19 protein-coding genes are annotated in these 21014 nt (G+C 67.9%); 14 read left to right on the forward strand and 5 right to left on the reverse strand.

Annotated elements, in window-relative coordinates; all coding sequences use genetic code 11:
• Positions 1-127: 127 nt before the first annotated feature.
• The 7 genes from ACFRJ8_RS08955 to ACFRJ8_RS08985 all read left to right on the forward strand — a co-directional run bounded on the left by ACFRJ8_RS08955 (position 128) and on the right by ACFRJ8_RS08985 (position 7628).
• Complete coding sequence (locus ACFRJ8_RS08955; RefSeq protein WP_377985756.1) at positions 128-928, forward strand: hydroxypyruvate isomerase family protein; 801 nt, start codon at positions 128-130, stop codon at positions 926-928.
• Between the two features lie 130 nt (positions 929-1058).
• The gene (locus ACFRJ8_RS08960) at positions 1059-1937 is read left to right on the forward strand and encodes a 2-hydroxy-3-oxopropionate reductase (RefSeq protein ID WP_377985757.1); all 879 of its coding nucleotides are present in this window, start codon (positions 1059-1061) and stop codon (positions 1935-1937) included.
• 127 nt (positions 1938-2064) lie between these two features.
• The gene (gcl, locus tag ACFRJ8_RS08965) at positions 2065-3855 is read left to right on the forward strand and encodes a glyoxylate carboligase (protein ID WP_377985758.1); all 1791 of its coding nucleotides are present in this window, start codon (positions 2065-2067) and stop codon (positions 3853-3855) included.
• 1 nt (position 3856) lies between these two features.
• Positions 3857-5053 (forward strand): glycerate kinase, encoded by a 1197-nt coding sequence (locus tag ACFRJ8_RS08970; protein WP_377985759.1) that lies wholly within the window; start codon positions 3857-3859, stop codon positions 5051-5053.
• Positions 5046-6389 carry an allantoinase AllB gene (gene allB, locus ACFRJ8_RS08975; RefSeq protein WP_377985760.1) on the forward strand — a complete coding sequence of 448 codons (1344 nt, stop codon included), beginning with the start codon at positions 5046-5048 and terminating at the stop codon, positions 6387-6389. Before ACFRJ8_RS08970 ends, allB begins: the two co-directional genes overlap by 8 nt.
• Positions 6386-7066, forward strand: coding sequence for a winged helix-turn-helix domain-containing protein (locus tag ACFRJ8_RS08980; RefSeq protein WP_377985761.1), 681 nt, complete (start codon positions 6386-6388; stop codon positions 7064-7066). Before allB ends, ACFRJ8_RS08980 begins: the two co-directional genes overlap by 4 nt.
• A gap of 46 nt (positions 7067-7112) precedes the next feature.
• On the forward strand, positions 7113-7628 hold the full coding sequence (locus ACFRJ8_RS08985) for a peroxiredoxin (protein ID WP_377985762.1): 516 nt from the start codon (positions 7113-7115) through the stop codon (positions 7626-7628).
• A gap of 22 nt (positions 7629-7650) precedes the next feature.
• Here ACFRJ8_RS08985 and ACFRJ8_RS08990 read toward each other — a convergent pair whose 3' ends face one another.
• Positions 7651-8541 carry a serine hydrolase gene (locus ACFRJ8_RS08990; RefSeq protein WP_377985763.1) on the reverse strand — a complete coding sequence of 297 codons (891 nt, stop codon included), beginning with the start codon at positions 8539-8541 and terminating at the stop codon, positions 7651-7653.
• A gap of 277 nt (positions 8542-8818) precedes the next feature.
• On the opposite strand from ACFRJ8_RS08990, the gene bcp reads away from it, so the two are divergent.
• Both bcp and ACFRJ8_RS09000 read left to right on the forward strand, forming a co-directional pair.
• The gene (gene bcp / locus ACFRJ8_RS08995) at positions 8819-9298 is read left to right on the forward strand and encodes a thioredoxin-dependent thiol peroxidase (RefSeq protein ID WP_377985764.1); all 480 of its coding nucleotides are present in this window, start codon (positions 8819-8821) and stop codon (positions 9296-9298) included.
• A gap of 106 nt (positions 9299-9404) precedes the next feature.
• Positions 9405-9839 (forward strand): DUF6855 family protein, encoded by a 435-nt coding sequence (locus tag ACFRJ8_RS09000; RefSeq protein ID WP_377985765.1) that lies wholly within the window; start codon positions 9405-9407, stop codon positions 9837-9839.
• Here the strand turns inward: ACFRJ8_RS09000 and ACFRJ8_RS09005 are convergent, their stop codons facing one another.
• Positions 9840-10688, reverse strand: coding sequence for a class I SAM-dependent methyltransferase (locus tag ACFRJ8_RS09005; protein ID WP_377985766.1), 849 nt, complete (start codon positions 10686-10688; stop codon positions 9840-9842).
• Positions 10689-10777: 89 nt separating this feature from the next.
• On the opposite strand from ACFRJ8_RS09005, the gene ACFRJ8_RS09010 reads away from it, so the two are divergent.
• The 3 genes from ACFRJ8_RS09010 (at position 10778) to purM (ending at position 14081) form a co-directional block, all read left to right on the forward strand.
• Positions 10778-11155: a hypothetical protein gene (locus ACFRJ8_RS09010; protein ID WP_377985767.1), complete on the forward strand. Its 378-nt coding sequence runs from the start codon at positions 10778-10780 to the stop codon at positions 11153-11155.
• Positions 11156-11244: 89 nt separating this feature from the next.
• Positions 11245-12915 carry an amidophosphoribosyltransferase gene (purF, locus tag ACFRJ8_RS09015; protein ID WP_377985768.1) on the forward strand — a complete coding sequence of 557 codons (1671 nt, stop codon included), beginning with the start codon at positions 11245-11247 and terminating at the stop codon, positions 12913-12915.
• Positions 12912-14081, forward strand: a complete 1170-nt coding sequence (purM, locus tag ACFRJ8_RS09020) for a phosphoribosylformylglycinamidine cyclo-ligase (RefSeq protein ID WP_377985769.1) — start codon at positions 12912-12914, stop codon at positions 14079-14081. The genes purF and purM overlap by 4 nt, the downstream gene beginning before the upstream one ends.
• A gap of 86 nt (positions 14082-14167) precedes the next feature.
• Here purM and ACFRJ8_RS09025 read toward each other — a convergent pair whose 3' ends face one another.
• Positions 14168-14950: a VOC family protein gene (locus tag ACFRJ8_RS09025; protein ID WP_377985770.1), complete on the reverse strand. Its 783-nt coding sequence runs from the start codon at positions 14948-14950 to the stop codon at positions 14168-14170.
• Positions 14951-15288: 338 nt separating this feature from the next.
• Positions 15289-15522, reverse strand: a complete 234-nt coding sequence (locus ACFRJ8_RS09030; protein ID WP_018774150.1) for a DUF3073 domain-containing protein — start codon at positions 15520-15522, stop codon at positions 15289-15291.
• Positions 15523-15988: 466 nt separating this feature from the next.
• Between ACFRJ8_RS09030 and ACFRJ8_RS09035 the strand changes: the two genes are divergently transcribed.
• Positions 15989-16591, forward strand: coding sequence for a septum formation family protein (locus ACFRJ8_RS09035; RefSeq protein ID WP_377985771.1), 603 nt, complete (start codon positions 15989-15991; stop codon positions 16589-16591).
• Positions 16592-16734: 143 nt separating this feature from the next.
• Here ACFRJ8_RS09035 and clpB read toward each other — a convergent pair whose 3' ends face one another.
• Positions 16735-19392, reverse strand: coding sequence for an ATP-dependent chaperone ClpB (clpB, locus tag ACFRJ8_RS09040; RefSeq protein WP_377985772.1), 2658 nt, complete (start codon positions 19390-19392; stop codon positions 16735-16737).
• A 491-nt stretch (positions 19393-19883) separates the two neighbouring features.
• Here clpB and ACFRJ8_RS09045 point away from each other — a divergent pair, with 491 nt between their 5' ends.
• Positions 19884-20942 (forward strand): LacI family DNA-binding transcriptional regulator, encoded by a 1059-nt coding sequence (locus ACFRJ8_RS09045; protein WP_377985773.1) that lies wholly within the window; start codon positions 19884-19886, stop codon positions 20940-20942.
• Positions 20943-21014 lie beyond the last annotated feature (72 nt).

Consider the following 21014-nt stretch of genomic DNA (forward strand, 5'->3'; position numbering starts at 1 on the left):
CAAAGCGGAAATCAACATAGTGGAAATCCTCACAGTGGAAATCAGCACATTGGAATTCATTCAGGAAAGATAACCGGGCAACGACGCCCGGGATCCAGCTCCCGCCCAGACCGGAAAGAAACCCACAATGACGTACTCCGTGAACTGCTCCATCCTCCTGACGGAGCTCCCCCTGCTGGAACGCCCCGCCGCCGCCAAGGCCGCCGGTTTTGACGCCGTCGAATTCTGGTGGCCCTTCGAGACCTCCGTCCCCACCGACGCCCAGATCACCCGGTTTGAAAACGCCATCACCGACGCCGGCGTGCAGCTCACCGGCCTGAACTTCAACGCCGGCGACATGCCCGGCGGCGACCGCGGCCTGGTCTCCTGGCCGGCACGCTCGGCCGAATTCCTGGACAACGTCGACGTCGTCGCCGGGATCGGTGAGCGCCTCGGCTGCAAGGCCTTCAACGCCCTCTACGGCAACCGCATTGACGGCGAATCCGCCCAGCAGCAGGACGCCATCGGCGCCGAAAACCTCGCGACTGCCGCTGCCGGCGTCGCCCGCATCGGCGGCACCGTCCTCCTGGAACCCGTCAGCGGCGCACCCCGCTACCCGCTCCTCAAGGCCCAGGACGCCCTCGACGTCATCGCCCGGGTCAAGAAGGAATCCGGCGCTGAGAACATCAAGCTCCTCGCCGACTTCTACCACCTCGCCGTGAACGGTGACGACGTCGCCGTCGTCATCGAAAAGCACGCCAAAGACTTCGGCCACATCCAGATCGCCGACAACCCCGGCCGCGGGGCTCCCGGAACCGGGCAGCTTCCCCTCGGCGAATGGATCGCCCGCAGCCGCACTCTCGGCTACGAGGGCTACATCGGCCTCGAATACAAGGAACCGGCGGAGACCGCGTTCAGCTGGGCCATCCGCCAGCACGTCTCCCAGTAGTCCCCACCCACCCGCACCCTAGCCTCGCAAGCTCGGCCAGGGAACCCGGCGGGCGTGGGCCCACCCACCCGCACCGACACAGCACACCCGCGCTAAAACCGCATCAAAAGACTTTAGAAAGAGAACCACAATGAGCAACATCGCAGTCATCGGACTCGGCATCATGGGCCTGCCCATGGCCATCAACCTCGTCAAGGCCGGCCACACGGTCACGGGCTTCAACCGCAGCCAGGACAAGATCGACAAGCTCGTCTCCGAAGGCGGCAAGGGCGCCGGCAGTGTCGCGGAGGCCGTCAGGGACGCCGACGTCGTCATCACCATGGTCCCGGACTCCCCCGACGTCGAAGCCGTGGTCAGTGGCCCCGACGGCGTCTTCGCCAACTCCCGCAAAGGCACCCTGTGGGTTGATGCCAGCAGCATCCGCCCCGATGTCGCCAAGCGCCTCGCCGACGACGCCCGGGCCGCAGGGATCCGTCCCCTCGACGCCCCGGTCTCCGGCGGCGAACAAGGCGCCATCGACGCCGCGCTCTCCATCATGGTGGGCGGCGACGCAGCCGACTTCGAGGCCGCCCAGGATGTCCTGAACGCCGTCGGCAAGACCATCGTCCACGTCGGCCCCTCCGGCTCCGGCCAGACCGTCAAGGCGGCCAACCAGCTGATCGTGGCCGTCAACATCGAAGTCCTCGGCGAGGCGATCGCCTTCCTCGAGGCTTACGGCGTGGACACGGACGCCGCCCTCAAAGTCCTCGGCGGCGGACTGGCCGGATCCAAGGTCCTGGAGCAGAAGGGCCAGAAAATGCTGGACCGCAACTTCGATCCCGGCTTCCGCCTCGCCCTGCACCACAAGGACCTCGGCATCGTCACCTCCGCCGCCCGCGAAGCCAACGTCGCCGTCCCCCTCGGCGCCGTCGTCGCGCAGCTTGTCGCCGCCACCGTCAACCAGGGCGACGGCGGCCTGGACCACTCCGGCCTCTTCAAGCAGGTCCTCCAGCTCTCCGGCCGAAAGTAACCCAGGCCTCCAGCAGGGCACCTCCGGCAGCAGACCGGGCAACACCCATAACCGGGCAACCGCCGTCGTACATCAACGACGGCGGCTCCCTCACCACACCCAAAAACAGACTTTCAAGGAGCACACCATGACGAAGATGCGCACCGTAGACGCAGCCGTCGCCATCCTGGAAAAGGAGGGCGCCACCGAGGCGTTCGGCCTGCCAGGCGCGGCGATCAACCCGTTCTACTCGGCAATGAGGGCCCACGGCGGCATCCGCCACACCCTGGCCCGCCACGTTGAAGGCGCCAGCCACATGGCTGACGGCTACAGCCGGGCGAAGAACGGCAACATCGGCATCTGCATCGGCACCTCCGGCCCCGCCGGCACGGACATGATCACCGGCCTGTACGCCGCGTGGGCCGATTCCATCCCGATGCTCTGCATCACCGGGCAGGCCCCCGTTGCCAAGCTGCACAAAGAGGACTTCCAGGCCGTGGACATCGAGTCCATCGCCAAGCCCGTCACCAAGCTGGCCATGACCATCCTGGAACCCGGCCAGGTCCCCGGCGCCTTCCAGAAGGCCTTCCAGCTGATGCGCTCCGGCCGCCCGGGCCCGGTCCTGTTGGACCTGCCGATCGACGTGCAAATGGCCGAGATCGAATTCGACATCGACACCTACGAGCCGCTGACCGTGGAGAAGCCCAAGGCCAGCCGGAAGCAGCTGGAAAAGGCCCTGGACATGCTCACCGCCGGCGAGCGCCCGCTGATCGTGGCCGGCGGCGGCATCATCAACGCCGGCGCCTCCGAACAGCTGGTGGAACTGGCCGAATTGCTGAACATCCCCGTGATCCCCACCCTGATGGGCTGGGGCGCAATCCCGGATGACCACGCCCTGATGGCCGGCATGGTGGGCCTGCAGACCAGCCACCGCTATGGCAACGAGAACTTCCTGCGCAGCGACGCGGTGATCGGCATCGGCAACCGCTGGGCCAACCGCCACACCGGCGGTCTGGACACCTACACCGCCGGCCGCACATTCGTGCACATCGACATCGAGCCCACCCAGATCGGCCGCGTGTTCTCCCCGGACTTCGGCATCGCCTCCGACGCCGGTGCCGCCCTGGACGGCCTGCTGGAACTGGCCCGCGAACGCACCGCCGCCGGCTCGCTGCCGGACTACGCCGACTGGGTTGCCGAATGTTCCGGGCGCAAGGCTACGCTGCACCGCAAGACCCACTTCGACAACGTGCCGATCAAGCCCCAGCGCGTGTACGAGGAAATGAACAAGGCATTCGGCAAGGACACCACCTACGTGTCCACCATTGGACTCTCGCAGATCGCCGGCGCCCAGATGCTGCACGTGTTCGGCCCGCGCAAGTGGATCAACGCCGGGCAGGCTGGTCCGCTGGGCTGGACCGCCCCCGCCGCACTGGGCGTGGTTCGCGGCAAGCCGGACGAGACCGTGGTTGCCCTGTCCGGCGACTACGACTTCCAGTTCATGATCGAGGAACTGGCCGTGGGCGCGCAGTTCAACCTGCCGTACATCCACGTGGTGGTCAACAACTCCTACCTCGGTCTGATCCGCCAGTCCCAGCGCGGGTTCAACATGGAACAGAACGTGTCCCTGGCGTTCGAGAACATCAACTCCACTGATCTCTCGGCGACCGCGAGTGGCTACGGCGTGGATCACGTCAAGGTGGCCGAAGGCCTGGGCTGCAAGGCCATCCGGGTGGAAACGCCGGAGGACCTGCCTGCCGCGTTCGACAAGGCCAAGGCGCTCATGGGCGAGTTCAAGGTTCCCGTGGTGCTGGAAGTGATCCTGGAAAAGATCACCAACATCTCCATGGGCACCGAGATCAACGCCGTCAACGAGTTCGAGGCCCTGGCCGAGACCGCCGAGGACGCCCCCACCGCCATCCTGGCCCTGCAGGCCTGAGATGCGCGTCGTCATAGCGCCGGACAAGTTCAAGGGCTCGCTATCGGCCCCGGATGTTGCCCGGCACCTGGAAGCGGGGCTGCAGCGTGCCTGTGGCGGCAACCTGGAGGTCCTTCGGATTCCCGTGGCCGACGGCGGCGAGGGCACCCTGGATGCCGCCGTCGGCTCCGGCTTCACCCGCCGCAGCGCCGTCGTCAGCGGCCCCACCGGTGCGCCGATACGGGCGGAATTCGCCGTCCGCGGACGCGAGGCCGTCGTTGAGATGGCCGCCGCGTCCGGGCTCGCCGTCCTGCGGGACGGCATCAAGGACGCCAGGGGCGCCACCAGCTTGGGCACCGGGGAACTGATCCGGGCAGCGCTCGACGCCGGATGCCGGCAGATCATTGTGGGCGTCGGCGGCAGCGCCAACACCGACGGCGGCGCCGGGGTCCTGCAGGGACTCGGCGCCAAGTTCCTCGACGCCGACGGCAACGAACTGCCGCCCGGCGGCGCAGCCCTGGCCAGGCTGGACTGGATCGACTTCTCCGGCTTCGATGCCCGCTTGGACAAGGCACGCTTCGTGCTCGCCAGCGACGTCGACAACCCGCTGCTCGGAGCCCAAGGCGCCGCGGCGATCTTCGGCCCGCAGAAGGGCGCCACGCCGGAGGACGTCGCGGTCCTCGACGCCGCCCTGGCCCACTTTGTGGACGTTCTTTCGGCCGAAATCGGGCCGCGCGCACGCAAGGCCGCCGATGCTCCGGGCGCCGGGGCGGCCGGGGGCGTGGGCTACGCTGCGATCGCGGTACTGGCCGCGACCCGCCGGCCGGGCATCGACGTCGTCCTTGAATTCACCGGGCTGGCGGAGCGGCTGGCCGGCGCTGACCTGGTGATCACCGGCGAAGGCAGCCTCGACGAACAGAGCCTGCTGGGCAAGACTCCTGTGGGCGTTGCCCGGGCGGCCCGCCGTGCGGGGGTCCCGGCGGTCGCGGTGTGCGGTCGGTCCGTCCTGACTCCGGAGCAGATCAGCAGTTCCGGATTCCTCGCGGTCCATGCTTTGACGGAGCTGGAAAGCAATGTAGACACATGTATAGCCGAGGCTGCTCCGCTGCTGGAGCGCCTCGGACGGCAACTCGGCGAGCAATTGACCAACGTGGCGTACTCCGCGCAGGGCGCCCGCGCTCTGGACAGTACTCCGGGAAAGGAGACCCTCAGTGTCTGAAGAAACCTACGACCTCGTCTTCCGCGGACGGCGGGTGCTGACCACAGCCGGCATCGCCGCGCGGGAAGTCGGCGTCCGCAACGGCGTGATTGTCGCGATCGAACCGCTGGGCAACGGCCTTTCCGGCCGTGAAGTCATCGAGCTCGCCGACGACGAAACCCTCCTGCCGGGCCTCGTGGACACCCACGTGCACGTCAACGAGCCCGGCCGCACCGAGTGGGAGGGCTTCGCGTCCGCCACCCGGGCGGCCGCCGCCGGCGGCGTCACCACCATCATTGACATGCCGCTGAACAGCATCCCGCCCACCACCACGGTGGAGGGCCTAAAACTCAAGCGCGAGGTGGCCGAGGACCAGGCGTTCGTGGACGTCGGGTTCTGGGGCGGAGCCGTCCCCGGTAACAAACGCGAACTTCGGCCGCTGCACGACGAGGGCGTCTTCGGTTTCAAGTGCTTCCTGCTGCACTCCGGTGTGGACGAGTTCCCGCACCTGGAAGCGGATGAAATGGAGGAGGACATGGCCGAGCTCAAGTCCTTCGACTCGCTCATGATCGTCCACGCCGAGGACTCCCACGCGATCGACCACGCACCCCACCCGGGCGGCGACCACTACTCCACGTTCCTGGCGTCCCGCCCCCGCGGTGCCGAGAACAAGGCCATCGCCGAGGTCATCGAACGGGCCCGCTGGACCGGCGTCCGGGCCCACATCCTGCACCTGTCCTCCTCCGACGCGCTCCCCATGATCGCCAGCGCCAAGCGCGACGGCGTTCGCCTCACCGTCGAGACATGCCCGCACTACCTGACGCTCACGGCCGAGGAAATCCCGGACGGCGCCACAGCCTACAAGTGCTGCCCGCCGATCCGCGAAGCCTCCAACCGCGAACTGCTGTGGGCCGGCCTGCAGGACGGCACCATCGACTGCATCGTCTCGGACCACTCCCCGTCCACCCTGGACCTGAAGGACCTGGAAAACGGTGACTTCGCCGTGGCCTGGGGCGGCGTCTCCTCGCTTCAGCTGGGCTTGTCGCTGATCTGGACCGAGGCCCGGCACCGCGGCATCCCGCTGGAACAGGTTGTCTCGTGGATGGCGGCCAAGCCGGCCCAGCTCGCCCGCCTGGGCAACAAGGGCCAGCTGGCGCTGGGGTACGACGCCGACCTCGCTATCTTTGCCCCGGACGAGGCGTACGTCGTTGATGTCTCCAAGCTCAAGCACAAGAACCCCATCACGCCTTATGACGGCAAGGCGCTTTCCGGCGTCGTCCGGCAGACCTACCTCCGCGGCACCCTGATCGACGGCCGGACTCCGACCGGCAAGCTGATCCGCCGCGGCGGCGTGTGAGCCAGGCGGCCGTGGCCGGCGCCGCCCCCGCCGTTCACGGACGGGTCCAGCACAACGGACAGGCACGGCAGGCCGGCCTCACCGCGAGGGGACTCGCGGTGTGGGTCACCGTACCGGACGACGCCGACGTTGACCCGGCCTGCCTGGCCCGGGCGGCCGAACTCGTGCTCGGCCGCGCCCTCAGATGTGCTCCGGAGGCGGAAGTCCACTTTAGGCCCGCCGCCGGAGCCGCAACGTCCGCCGTCGTCTTCTCCCCCGGTGATGATGGCACCGGCGACGACGGCACCGCGGATGACGGCGGGGCGGGCGCGGCACCGGACCTGGTTCCGGGCCAGGCGCCCGCCCCCGGCACCATCAGCCGGCTCGCCGTCGACCTCGCGGCCGGAGACGCCAGGCTCGACGGCGAGCGCGTGCCCCTGACGGACGTGGAGTTCACCCTCCTGAGATGTCTCGTACAGAACTGCTCCCGCACGGTCAGCCGGCAGGAACTCCAGCAGTGCCTCGACGCGTTTGACACCCCGGGTGCGGCCACCCGGTCCATCGACGTGTACGTCGGCCGGGTGCGCCGCAAACTCAAGGGTTGCCGGCACGCCGTCGTCACCGTCCGCAGCGGCGGCTACCGTTTCGTCCCGGGTCCACTGGTAGTGGTGCGGGGACCGGCGGAATACAGCATCTGAGGTCCGGCTGCCACAACCAACCCCCGCATTCGATCGAAGGAACTGCATGCAATCCGCAAGCGCCACCAATCTGCACAGCACCACCAATCTGCCCGTTACCAGAAAACTGCGTCGCGGAACCCCGGCACCCGGGTTTGCGCTGCCCGACGCCGCGGGCCGCCGGATTTCCCTGGCCGATTACCGCGGCAAGAACGCCATTGTCTACTTCTACCCCCGCGCGGCAACCCCCGGCTGCACTACCGAGGCCTGCGACTTCCGCGACAGCCTTACTGCCCTCCAGGGCACGGGCTTCGAGGTCCTGGGCATCTCGCCCGATTCCCCCGAGGCCCTGGCGGCCTTCGCCGACGAGCATGCGCTGACCTTCCCGCTGCTCGCCGACGAGGACCACGCCGTGGCCCTCGCGTACGGGGCCTGGGGCGAGAAGCTGGTGGACGGCGAGGTCCGCGAAGGAACGGTGCGGTCCACCGTGGTGGTTGGCCCCGACGGAAATGTGGTCCTGGCGCAGTATCAGGTCAGCCCGCAGGGCCACGTCCGGGCATTGCGGGAGGCGCTCGGCATCTAGGTGCCGAGGGGTAGACGCCTCGCTAGAAGAGGACGCCCGCCACCGCCTGCGTCAGCTGATGAATCACTTCGGTGCGTTCCGGGACGTCGGTCAGGTCCTGGCCCTTGGTGTAGATGACCAGGGCGTAGGCGGCGTCGCCTTGCGTGAGGATGGCGGCGTCGTGCAGTTCACCGCCCAGGAGCCCGTACTTGTGGAAGACCGTGATCCCTGCCGGCACTGCGGCGGGAATGAGCGTTTCGTAGTTGGTGTCCTGCATATAGGACAGCAGTTGGGCGGTGTTCCCGGCATTCAGGAGCGTCCCGGAGTAGAGGCGGGAGACGATCGTCGCCATTTCCGCCGGGGTCAGCGTGTTGGTTTTCGGGTCATAGCTCACGCCCAGCGACGCTGCGTAGGCCGTCAGTTCGTCGTGGCCCACGGCATTCATGATCAGCGACCACGAGTCGTTGTCGCTCTGCTGGATCATCTCCCGGAGCTGGAATCCGGCGGTGTAGCTGCCCAAGGGGTCATCGAGGGTGGCCGTGCCGGTCTCGACCTGGTGGTAGTAGGCTGCCGCGGCCAGGACTTTGGCGGTGCTCGCGGCCACGAACTTCTCCCGGACCCCGTACTCGTTAACGTCCGCTGAGCCGGCGTCCTGGGAGAGGTCGACCACCGCCACGCCGATCTGGAACTGGCTGTTGGCATCGAGAATGGCCTGGATGCGGCCGCCCAGTGCCGCGTCGACCGTTCGGGCAGCCGGGGCGGAGGTGGTGGCCGAGGCGGCGGGGCTGGATGAGGGGGAGGCACTGGCGTCCGCAGTGGTCGCCGCAGACGTCTTCGTGAGATTCGCCGCCGTCGAGGTTCGTGCCTCGGCGGCCGAGAAGAAGCCGGCAACCAGCAGGAACGCCACCACCGCGGCACAGGCCGCCAAGATCATGGCACGCGGCCGGAGGGTCGCTCGACGGGGACCGCGGCCGGGAGGGCGTCGGGATCCGAATCGTCGCTGCTGTGGAGGTAGCTGTTCCATAATGGCTTCAGACTAATCATCGCAGCTATGCCGGAGCTATGAAAAACCTGTCAGGGCCTCGAGCCCCCGCTAGGCCACCCCGGGCGGGTCCTTGATAGTCTCAGGCGGCGACTAAAGCCCCGGAATACAGCTTTGGGCCACGATGTTGTGCATCACAGACCCGTTGTCCACTCCCCGAAGGATCATCATGAGCGCAAACATGACCGTCAAGCTGCAGCCCGGCACACCGGCCCCGGATTTCACGCTGCCGGACGCCGAAGGCAAGCCGGTTGCCCTCGCCGATTACCGCGGCAAAAACGTCATTGTGTACTTCTACCCGCAGGCCGCGACCCCGGGCTGCACCACCGAGGCCTGCGATTTCCGCGACAACCTCGCGTCCCTGCAGGGCTCGGGCTACGAAGTCCTGGGCATCTCCCCCGACGGCCCTGAGGCCCTGGCCCACTTCACCGGCGACTTCGCCCTGACCTTCCCGCTCCTGGCCGACGAGGACCACGCCGTCGCCCTGGCCTACGGCGCCTGGGGCGAGAAGCTGGTCCAAGGAGAGGTCACGGAGGGCATCGTCCGCTCCACCGTGGTCCTGGACCCCGAGGGCAACGTGAAGCTGGCGCAGTACCAGGTGAAGGCCCAGGGCCACGTGGCGTCGCTGAAGGAAGCGCTGGGCGTCTGACGGGTCACTGCTCGCTCCCAGCAGCGGGCCTCGCCCCGCGCCGGATGGCTCGGTAGGCTCGGTCCATCGGCGCCGGGCATCCGGCCGGACAGAAGGCGGGTACAGCGTGGCAAACGGCACCAAGCAGGATCCCTGGCAGCTCAAGACGGCACCGGGCACTTCGGAGTATTCGATGTACCGCGATGAGGAGTCCGATCCCCCGGCGCTGGTGTGCCAGGTAGGTTCCACCACCCTCAAGTACCACCTCCGGGCACTGGATGATCTGCACCTCTGGCTGATGGAGAAGGTGGACTGGGTGCCGCTGGGCGCCGCCGACGAAAACAAGCCCGCAGCGGAGGGGTCAGTGGAAGCCTGGGGACGCGACCCGGAAAACCCCGTGGGCGGGTGGTACGGGTTGCGCAAAGGCTACCGGGGACGGTTCGGGATGTACCTGCCGCCCCTGCTCGAGGCCCTGGGCCTCGTGGAACTCACCCACGACAAACGCAACAACAGCGTGCGTGCCATCATCGCGGACGCGTCCGGCCCGGCGTCGCCCGCTTAACTACATCTTGGTCCCCGCCACCACCGTCGCGGTGGACCGGAGCCGGATCGCGCCGTCGTGCTCGTAGCGGCCCAGCAGCGCGAACACGTCCTGGCGGATCAGGTCCCGCGATGCCTCGTCCGCCTTCGCCAGCCCCATCGCCACGGTGGTCGCGATGTCGGTCATGAACTCCCAGTAGCTATCCGGGGATTCGCGCACCAGGTCGGTGCTGACCTGGCGCTCCGTCACCTCTGCCAGCCCGGCGTCCTTGAACATCCGGGTCATGAACCCGGTGGGCGCGCAGCGGAACAGTCCGGGCGTGCCAGCGGGCGGGATGGGCAGTTCCCGGTGCCGGGCGATCGTGCCCAGGATCAGGCTGGCCCAGGGGTTGGACGCCGCACGTCCCCAGACGACGGCGCCCACGCGGGCACCGGGCTTGGCGGTGCGAGCCATCTCTGCCATGGCCACGGACATCACCGGAAAGTACATCAGGCCGAAGCGGCAGTACACGGCGTCGAACGTGCTGTCCCCGAAGGGCATGGCGGCAGCGTCGCACACCTCAAAGTCCAGGTTCGTCAGGCGCCGGGCCGATGCCTTTTCCTGGGCCACGCGGAGCATCCCCGCCGAGATGTCGGCCAGGACCACCCTGCCGCCGGGCACTCGCTCGGCCACCGTGAGTCCGGGTTCCCCCGCGCCCGCCGCGACATCCAGCACCCGGGAGTCGGGGCGCAGCGGCAAATCCTCGAGCAATGCGTCCCCGAACGGCCCCTGCCAGCCGAGCAGTTCAGCGTCCCACTTGTTCCAGCCCGCCGAGAACTCATCCCAGATCATGCGCTGCTGGTCGCGAATGCGGGCGGCTGAGGCTAACATGGCGGATCCTTAGCTCGTCTGTATGTAGCCCTAGTCTGCTCCGGGATCCGGGCCCCGGCAATGAGTCCAAGGGCAGTAGGCTTAATGGCATGTCTTCCCACGAAACCCCCGGCACAGCAGGCAACGACCCCCAGCGGGAGTCTGCCCCGGGCAGCGTTCCGGGCAATGTTCCGGAGAACGTTCCGGAGCGCCGCGAGGTCACCGTCCGCCGGGCACCGAAATATGTTCCCTTCCTGATCCTGGGCGGGCTGGTGGGCGTGGCCGCCGCGGCCATCATCGCCTACGCCCTTCCCGGCGACGAGGGCTATGACGCCAGCTCGGTGTTCGGCTTCTTCATGATCCTGTGCGCGGCGGGCGGCGTCATCCTGGGCGCCTTGGCCGCCCTGGTCCTGGACCGGATGAGCGTCCGCCGCGCCGAGCGCGCCGTCGTCGAGTCCGCACCGGACACCGACGACGACCGCGCCTGAACCGCGTCTCAACAGTTCCCCCAACAGGGCGGCAGGTCATAAAACGGCCGCGGGAAAAGTCTTAGCGCACATCGTGAGATAATCGACCAGTGGCACGCGGCGATGGAAAACTTTCTCATGATCTTCTCCCAGGCGAAAAAGGCCCTCAGGACGCATGCGGCGTCTTCGGGGTCTGGGCACCCGGTGAAGAAGTAGCAAAACTCACCTACTACGGGCTGTATGCACTGCAGCACCGCGGCCAGGAGTCGGCTGGTATTGCAACCAGCGACGGCAAGCGGATTAACGTCTACAAGGACATGGGCCTCGTTTCCCAGGTCTTCGACGAGACGACCCTGAATACCCTGACCGGGCACCTGGCCGTCGGCCACTGCCGCTATTCCACTACGGGTGCGAGCCACTGGGCCAACGCCCAGCCCACTCTGGGCGCGACCACCACGGGCACCGTGGCCCTCGCCCACAACGGCAACCTGACCAACACGGCGGAACTCAAGGCAATGATCGAGGACCGCAACGGCGGAAACCTCAGCGGTGAGATGAAGCAGGGCAACACCTCGGACACGGCCCTGGTCACCGCACTCCTGGAGGGCGAAGAGGGCAAGTCCCTTGAGCAGACCGCCATGGAGCTGCTGCCGAAGATCAAGGGCGGCTTCTGCTTCGTCTTCATGGATGAGGGCACCCTCTACGCGGCCCGCGACACCTACGGCATCCGCCCGCTCTGCCTGGGCCGGCTGGAACGCGGCTGGGTGGTGGCCTCCGAGCAGTCCGCCCTCGCCACCGTCGGCGCCAGCTTCATCCGCGAAATCGAACCCGGCGAATTCATCGCGATCGACGAGGACGGCGTCCGCTCGCAGCGCTTCGCCGAGGCGACGCCGGCCGGCTGCGTCTTCGAATACGTTTACCTCGCCCGCCCGGACGCCTCCATTGCGGGCCGTTCGGTGTACGAATCCCGCGTGGAAATGGGCCGCCAGCTGGCCCGCGAAAACACCCAGGAAGCGGACATCGTCATCCCGGTGCCGGAATCGGGCACCCCCGCGGCGGTGGGCTACGCCGAGGAATCCGGCATCCCCTTCGCGCACGGCTTCGTCAAGAACTCCTATGTGGGCCGCACGTTCATCCAGCCCTCGCAGACGCTGCGCCAGCTCGGCATCCGGCTCAAGCTCAACGCCCTCGAATCCGTGATCCGCGGCAAGCGTGTTGTGGTGGTGGATGACTCGATCGTCCGCGGCAACACCCAGCGTGCCATCGTGCGGATGCTCCGGGAAGCCGGCGCCGCAAGCGTCCACATCAAGATTTCCTCCCCGCCGGTCAAATGGCCCTGTTTCTACGGCATCGACTTCGCCTCCCGGGCGGAACTGATCGCCAACGGCGCCACCATCGATGAAATCACCCAGGCCATCGGCGCCGACTCGCTCGCCTACATCTCCGAAGACGGCATGATCGACGCCACCCGGCAGCCGCGCGAGCGTCTTTGCACCGCCTGCTTCACCGGCAAGTACCCGATCGAGCTGCCGGGCGCGGACAAGCTCGGCAAGAACCTGCTCGAGCGCACGGACCTGGGCGGCCTCCCGTCAACCCCCGCTCCGGCCTCCGCCGGCGCGGAGGCCGCGGCCGCGGCTGCCGATGCCAGCATCTCCGCCACCGCGGATCCGGCCGAGAAGGCCGGCGCCACCGGTTGTGATCCGGGGCCGGACTCCGAATTCGAAGAACTGCTCACCGATGCCGACCGCGTCACCACAGCCGACAAGAAAGAGCCAGTATGACTTCCGCCTCCCCGGCCGCTGACATGAACGCCGCCCAGAACACCGGCATCACCTACGCCTCCGCCGGCGTCGACGTCGAAGCGGGAGACCGCGCCGTCGAACTCATGAAGGGCGCCGTCAAGGCAACCCACAATGCCTCGGTGATCGGCGGCGTCGGCGGGTTTGCTGGCCTCTATGACGTCTCCCGGCTGCTCACCTACAAGCGCCCGCTGCTGGCCACCTCCACCGATGGCGTCGGCACCAAGGTGGCAATCGCCCAGGCCATGGACATCCACGACACCATTGGCTTCGACCTCGTCGGCATGGTGGTGGACGACATCGTCGTCGTGGGCGCCGAACCGCTCTACATGACGGACTACATCGCCTGCGGCAAGGTGGTCCCGGAGCGCATCGCCGACATCGTCCGCGGCATCGCGGCCGCCTGCTCGGTCGCCGGCACCGCCCTGGTGGGCGGCGAAACCGCCGAGCACCCGGGCCTGCTCGGTGAGCACGAGTACGACGTCGCCGGTGCCGCCACCGGTGTGGTCGAGGCCGACGCGCTGCTGGGCCCGGACCGTGTCCGCGCCGGCGACGTGGTGATCGGCATGGCCTCCTCCGGCCTGCACTCCAACGGCTACTCCCTGGTCCGCCGCGTCATCAACCACGCCGGCTGGGCCCTGGACCGCCAGGTCTCCGAACTCGGCCGCACCCTGGGCGAGGAGCTCCTCGAGCCCACCCGCGTCTACGCCGCGGACTGCCTGGATCTGGCCCGCACCTTCCCGGTCAACGGCTCCGCAGCCGGCCAGGCCGTGCACGGCTTCAGCCACGTGACCGGCGGGGGCCTCGCGGCGAACCTCGCCCGGGTCCTCCCGCAGGGCCTGCTGGCCACCGTGGACCGCTCCACCTGGGAACTCCCGGCCATCTTCAAGCTGGTCGCGGAGCTCGGCAATGTCCCGCTGGCCGATCTGGAGCGCACCCTGAACCTGGGCGTGGGCATGGTGGCCATCGTTTCGCCGGAAGCGGCCGACGCCGCCGTGAACCGGCTCAACGACCGCGGCCTGCCGTCCTGGATCATGGGCACGGTCAATGAGAACTCGGATTCGGTCATCAAGACGGGCCCGGACTACGTCCAGGGCGCCAAGGGCGTCGACGGCGGCGCCGTCCGGCTGGTCAACGCCTACGCTTAAGGGTTCCTAACCCCTATCGAGTGCTCCACAACTGCCGTTTTGCGACCTGAAAACGGCAGTTGTGGAGCACTCGATGTGGTTAAGCCCTAAACCTCCAGCAGGCTGAAGACGCCGCCCTGCGGGTCCTTAAGCGTGGCGATGGTGCCGGCTTCCTCTACCTCGTCCGGTTCGATCAGCACGACGCCGCCCGCGGCCACCGCGGCCTGCACCGCCTCCGCGACGTCGGAGACGCCGAAATAGACCTGCCACCCCGGCTCAAGGGTGCCCTGCGCATCGCCGGGCACCCGGGCGATGCCGGCCACCTCGGCGCCGCCCACCATGAGCGTGGTGTACGTGCCGCCGTCGTCCTGGGGGTATTCGGTCACTTCGTGCCCGAAGAGCTGCTGGAAGAAGCCGACGGCGGCTTGCGGCTCGGGCGTCAGCAGCTCGGCCCAGGCCAAAGTGCCCGGTTCCTGGCTCAGGCCGGCTCCGAAGTGGCTGCCCGCCTGCCAGGCCCCTGTGGTTCCACCGCCGGGCGGGGCGAAGAAGACCATGACGCCGGTGTCTCCGATCGTCTCGGGGCCGAATTCAAGGTTTCCGGGGGAATGGGCCAGTTCGTCGGCCAGGTCTCCGGCGTCCTCGACCGCGAAATATACGTTCCACCGGCCCGGATCGCCCGAGGCTTCCTGCTGGGGGTTCTGCGGCGCGAGCACGGTGACCAGGGCATCGCCGAGGAAGGCTTTCGCGTAGCTGCGCCCGTCCGGGGTTGGCAGGTCCTCGTACCGCCAGCCGAAAACCTCGGCGTAGAAAGCCTTGGCTGCCTCTACATCGCTGGTCTGGAGGTCCGTCCAGCAGAGCTCACCCTCAGCGAATCCTGTGCGCATGGTCATGGCAGTCCTTCCGGGCATTTGGGTCGCATCCGGGAAAATCCGGCATCAACAACCTAGCCCGGGGCCCCGCCGGTGACAACTGCGCTGGCGAAACCATGGCGCACAGGCGCACAAGGGGAAACGACGGGCCGTTCGATGCGACGGGTTCGCTGCCGAGTCCCACCGTGACGGGCACCGAAGGGACTGACACCAAAGGGGGCGGGCACAAGAAAGGACGGGAACAAGAAAGGCCGCCGGCCACGCCTGAAAGCAGGAGTGGCCGACGGCCTGAAAATCTTTGGCTGGCACCGCAGTGCCGGAAGGATCCCCCCGGAGAAACTGCCGGAAGGAAGCGTCGACTAACCTATACGACGGGAATCAACCTCGTCGTCGTCGTCTTCCACATCGTCCGCGTACTTATCCACATACGCTGAATAATCCGGCTCGACCGGGTCATCCGCGAAGTGGCTCGTGGCACGACTTCCCGGGCCCGTGAGCTCGCGCTGAAGGGCCGAATAGTCAGTGTTCGGGGAGTAGTACTTGATGTCCCGAGCCTGCTTGGTAGCTTTTGCCTTTTGACGGCCGCGCCCCATGGCGTGACCCCCTTTTGTACTTGGACCGGAGGTGGTCACCTTTGGCGATCGGTGAGGCCCCGGAATGTTTGGTCAATTTGTCGTACACCTAGATTACATGCTTTCGGCGTCAACTGCTCGCCGGCCTGCCCCCTGTGGACAGCGTGGCGCCTCCCGCCACGGTGCCCGCGGCCACCGGCACATGCGCCATGCCGCGCATCTTCGATAGAGTTTCGTGATGTGCGCCCAGAAAAGGGCCGCGACGCCGGGCTTCCAACCCCGGCGAAGACGCACGGAAGTGGTGAATTTCTCAGTGACTGAAGAGAATCCAAGGCACGACGCCGGGTCCATCCCGCCGCCGCCTTCGAGGCCGCCGACGTCCGCCCTGCCTGTTCTTACAGCCGACCCCGCGCGGTCCACGAATCGTTCGGCGACGCCCGCAGCGGCGAAGCCCGCGGGCCGCACTTTCGCCGGCAGCATGCGCGCGTTGTCGAAGCGAGCGCGCCCGCTGGCCCGCCGGGCCCGCCCCTTGGCCCGCCGGCTCCGCCCGGCGGTCCGCCGGATCCGCCGGCAAGGGCCAAAGCGACTCGGTGCGGCCGCGGCCATTCTCATCGCACTTGGGCTTCTGGTCTGGTGGGCTGTGGCAGCATTTGCCGGCAGCGGCCAGCCCCCTGCCGAAGGCAGCAGCCCCACCCCCGCAGCAGCATCGGCGTCGGCCCCCGCCAGCCGCGGAGCCCTGCCCCTGGAAGGCGTCAGCCCCCTGGACTTCCAGCTGCGGGACTGCTTCAAGGACTTCGATCCGGATGCGCAACAGTCCACCGTTGTAGACTGCGCCACCGGCCACTCGGCCCAGCTGGTCGCCGTGGAGAAGTACGGGGAAAATGAGTCCTACCCCGGCCGGGACGCGCTCAAGCAGAGAGCGCGCGATGCCTGCAAGGCAGCTCCGCTGACGGATAAGGCCGGCAAATACGACCTGAGCTACAAGTTGGCCTACCCGAGCTCGCGCAGCTGGGAGAGGGCCGACCGCCGAGTCGACTGCTACGCCGTGACGGACGCCGGCAACGTCATCAAGGAATCCCTGCTGCCCTAGCGCTACCCGCCTAAGGCACCGCTGCCGCGCATGGCAGTAGCGCACGGATCTGGCGCGCCGGCACAGCGCATGACGTTAAGCCCCACCGGCAGCCGGGACCAGCCCGGCTGCCGGTGGGGCTTAGCGCTTCTTACCGACGGGGCCTACTCCTTGCGCCGGACCGAGAGCCCGGTGCCGGTGGCCGCGCCGCCGTCGGGCACGTGGCTGTCCTCCAGCCCGCCCATGGTGAGTTCCATCAAATCCGGCGCGGTGTCCACCAGGACGGTGTCGCCGTCGGTGATTTCGCCGGCCAGGATGGCCTTGGCCAGCCGGTCGCCAATCTCGCGCTGCACCAGGCGGCGCAGCGGCCGGGCGCCGTAGGCGGGATCGAAGCCGGATACGGCCAGCCAGGCGCGGGCGCCGTCGGTCACCTCGAGGTTCAGCCGGCGGCCCTTGAGCCGCTCGCCCAGCTCCCTGACCTGCAGTTCCACGATCTCGGACAGTTCCTCCACGGTCAGGGGATCGAACAGCACCACTTCATCGAGCCGGTTCAGGAACTCCGGCTTGAACGAGGCGTTCACCATGGCCATGACCGCGTTCTTCTTGGCCGCGGCGTCGAGGTTGGGGTCCACGAGGAACTGGCTGCCCAGGTTCGAGGTGAGCACCAGGATCACGTTGCGGAAGTCCACGGTGCGGCCCTGACCGTCGGTGAGCCGGCCGTCGTCGAGCACCTGCAGGAGGATGTCGAAGACTTCCGGGTGGGCCTTCTCCACCTCATCCAGCAGCAGCACCGAGTACGGGCGCCGCCGCACGGCCTCGGTGAGCTGACCGCCCTCCTCGTAGCCGACGTACCCGGGAGGCGCCCCGACGAGCCGGGCCACGGAGTGCTTCTCGGAATATTCGGACATGTCGATCCGCACCATGGCGCGCTCGTCGTCGAAGAGGAAGTCCGCGAGGGACTTGGCGAGCTCGGTCTTGCCCACACCGGTGGGGCCGAGGAACAGGAACGAGCCGGTGGGCCGGTTGGGGTCGCTGATCCCGGCGCGGGCGCGGCGTACGGCGTCGGAGACCGCGGCGACGGCCTTCTTCTGGCCGATCAGCCGCTCGCCCAGGACGTGCTCCATGTTCAGCAGTTTCTGGCTCTCGCCCTGCAGCATGCGCCCTGCGGGAATCCCGGTCCAGGCCGAAATCACCTCGGCGATGTCGTCGGCCGTGACCTCGTCGGCCACCATCTGCCTCGACTTGTCGGGCACGGCGGCCTCCGCCTCGGCGGCCGCGTTCAGTTCCCGCTCCAGGGCGGGAATCTCGCCGTAGAGGATCCGCGACGCCGTCTCCAGGTCCCCTTCGCGCTGGGCTTTGTCGGCCGCGGAGCGGAGCTCGTCGAGCTTGGCCCGCAGGTCGCCCACCCGGTTCAGGCCGGCTTTCTCGGCCTCCCACCGGGCGTTCAGGGCCGCGAGCTCCTCCTTCTTGTCCGCCATGTCCGCGCGCAGGGCCGCAAGGCGTTCCATCGAGGCGGGATCGGTCTCGCCGGCCAGGGCCAGTTCCTCCATGGTCAGGCGGTCCACCTGGCGGCGGAGCTGGTCGATCTCCTCCGGAGCGGAATCGATTTCCATGCGCAGCCGGGACGCGGCCTCGTCCACGAGGTCGATTGCCTTGTCCGGCAGCTGCCGGCCGGAGATGTACCGGTTGGAGAGGGTCGCGGCCGCCACGAGGGCGGAGTCGGAGATGGACACCTTGTGGTGGGCCTCGTAGCGTTCCTTCAGGCCGCGGAGAATGCCGATGGTGTCCTCCACGCTGGGTTCGCCGACATAGACCTGCTGGAAACGGCGCTCCAGGGCGGGGTCCTTCTCGATGTTCTCGCGGTACTCGTCCAGCGTGGTCGCGCCGATCAGCCGCAGCTCGCCGCGGGCCAGCATGGGCTTGAGCATGTTGCCAGCGTCCATGGAGCTGTCCCCGGTGGCGCCGGCACCCACCACCGTGTGGAGCTCGTCGATGAACGTGACGATCTGTCCCTCGGAGTTCTTGATCTCCTCCAGCACGGCCTTGAGTCGCTCCTCGAACTCGCCGCGGTACTTGGCCCCCGCCACCATCGAGGCGAGGTCCAAAGCGATCAGGGTCTTGCCGCGCAGGCTTTCGGGCACGTCGCCGGCCACGATCCGCTGGGCGAGGCCCTCGACGACGGCGGTCTTGCCGACGCCGGGCTCACCGATAATGACGGGGTTGTTCTTGGTGCGCCGGCTCAGGACCTGGATGATGCGCCGGATCTCCGCATCGCGGCCAATCACCGGGTCCAGCTTGCCGGAGCGGGCGACCGCCGTAAGGTCCGTGCCGTACTTCTCCAGCGCCTGGAACGCGTTTTCCGGGTCGGCGTTGTCCACTTTGCGGTCGCCCCGAACGCCCGGCAGGGCGGCCAGCAGCGCCTCATGGGAGGCGCCGGCCTCGCGCAGGAGCTTCCCGACGCCGTCGCTCCCGGCGGCAAGGCCCAGCAGCAGGTGTTCGGTGGAAACAAAACTGTCCCCGAGTCGCTCGGCCTCGTTCTGGGCATTCTTGATCGCCTGCAGCCCGGCCCGCGACAACTGCGCCTGCTGCACGCTGCTCCCGGACGACGACGGCAGGGCCTTGATGGCGGTGCTCGCCTGGACGCTGACCGCGTCCGGGTCTGCGCCCGTGGCCCGGAGCAGTGCGACGGCGACACCCTCCCGCTGGTCCATGAGCGCCTTGAGCAGGTGAGCGGGCTCCAGCTGCGGGTTTCCCGCGGTCGAGGCGTTCATGGCGGCGGCGGCAAGAGCCTCCTGGCTCTTGGTGGTGAATTTCGCGTCCAAAGAGGGCTCCTTTCGGAATGGTCCTGATATCGAAGTTGAGTCTACATCGCTCAACTTTGCAATGAGGGACGCTGGCTCCATGTTTGCCGACAGCGAAACGCCTGTCTAGGGGCGGACTGCCCGCGGGGCCGGGGCGCGCGGCGGGCGCCCCGGCCCTGGAGCGGCCCGGCCCGGGGACATGCCCTTCCCCAGGACCGAAGACTGGACATAGTCCACATATGTCCAGCGCCCGGGCCTTGGACTGGACATGCCCCCCCGGCTGGGGCGCGAATACTGAGCATGCCCCTCGGTCTCGATGCGAAGAGTGAGCATGTCCCCTCGGCTGGGCGCGAACAATGAGCATGTCCCGCGGCTCGGCGCGAATAATGAGCATGTCCCGCGGCTCAGCCCATGCGGCCCGCGTGATTCACTTAACGTTGCTTAACGATCGGCGGGCTCCTTACTGTAACTGGGGTCACAGCAACTCGAACCGACGCGAAGGAGGGCCGGACATGCACGAACACGCCACAAGCGCCACCATGGACGGCCCCGTGGCGCCGGTTTCGGCCGCCGCAGTGGCCCGGGCGGCAGGGGTTTCCTCGGCCGCGGTCTCCTATGTTCTTAACGGCAAGGGCGGCGTCTCGCCGGAGACCCGGCGCCACATCATCCACGTGGCGAACGAGCTCGGCTTCAGGCCCCGTAAGCCCTCGCAGTCGACCGACCCGCAGCGGACGCGGGTCATCGGGCTGATCCTGCCGAACATCATCAATCCAATGTTTCCGCGTTGGGCGCAGGGTGTCATCACGGCCGCGGCGGAGTCCGGCTATGAAGTATTCGTTGCCACGACCCAGGACGATCCGGAGGTGCTCGCCCAGGTGACCTCGACGCTCGCGCACCGCAACGTGGATGGCATCATCCTTGCCGCCTCACTCCGAGACGACGCCACCGCGCTCCGCACCCTGAGGGCGGCCCGGATCCCCTACGTATGCCTGTCCCGGCGGGCAGACTTCCTCGATTCGGACTTCGTCGGGATCGACGACGACGCCGCCGCTACCATGCTGATGCAGCACATGCTCGGCCACGGCTTCACCGAAATCGCCACCGTAATCGGCCCCCGCTTCTCCACGGCGTCTCTGGCCCGCGAGCAGGCGTTTGTCCGGACGGCCGCCGCGGCGGGCATCACGATCAGCGGCGACCGAAAGATCAGCACCAGAGTCAACAACGAGGGCGGCCGTCTGGCCGCGGAGCGGCTGTTCTCCGCCGAAACGCCGCCGCAGGCTGTGGTGTGCGGCAGCGACGAACTTGCCATCGGCGTCATGGAATACGCCTTGTCGCGCGGCCTGCGGATCCCGGACGACGTCGCCGTCGCCGGCTGTGACGGCCTGCCCCACAGCCGCTCCGGACTGATTAACCTGACCAGCATTGTCCAACCGCAGCAGGAAATGGCCAACGAGGCGTTCGCGATGCTGCTCAAACGCATAGATTCCCCGTCCGCCACCTACACCTCGAAAGTGTGCCGGCACCGCCTGCATGTCGGGCGGACGTGCGGCTGCACGCCGCCGGACATCTGAGGCCGGGCGCCACACCCCGGCCGGCCCGTCCGCGGCCAGCCCCAGACGTTCACGAAACCTGACGAACCGGGC

It is taken from the genome of Arthrobacter sp. NPDC056886 (genome assembly GCF_042788715.1).
Taxonomy (GTDB): Bacteria; Actinomycetota; Actinomycetes; order Actinomycetales; family Micrococcaceae; genus Arthrobacter.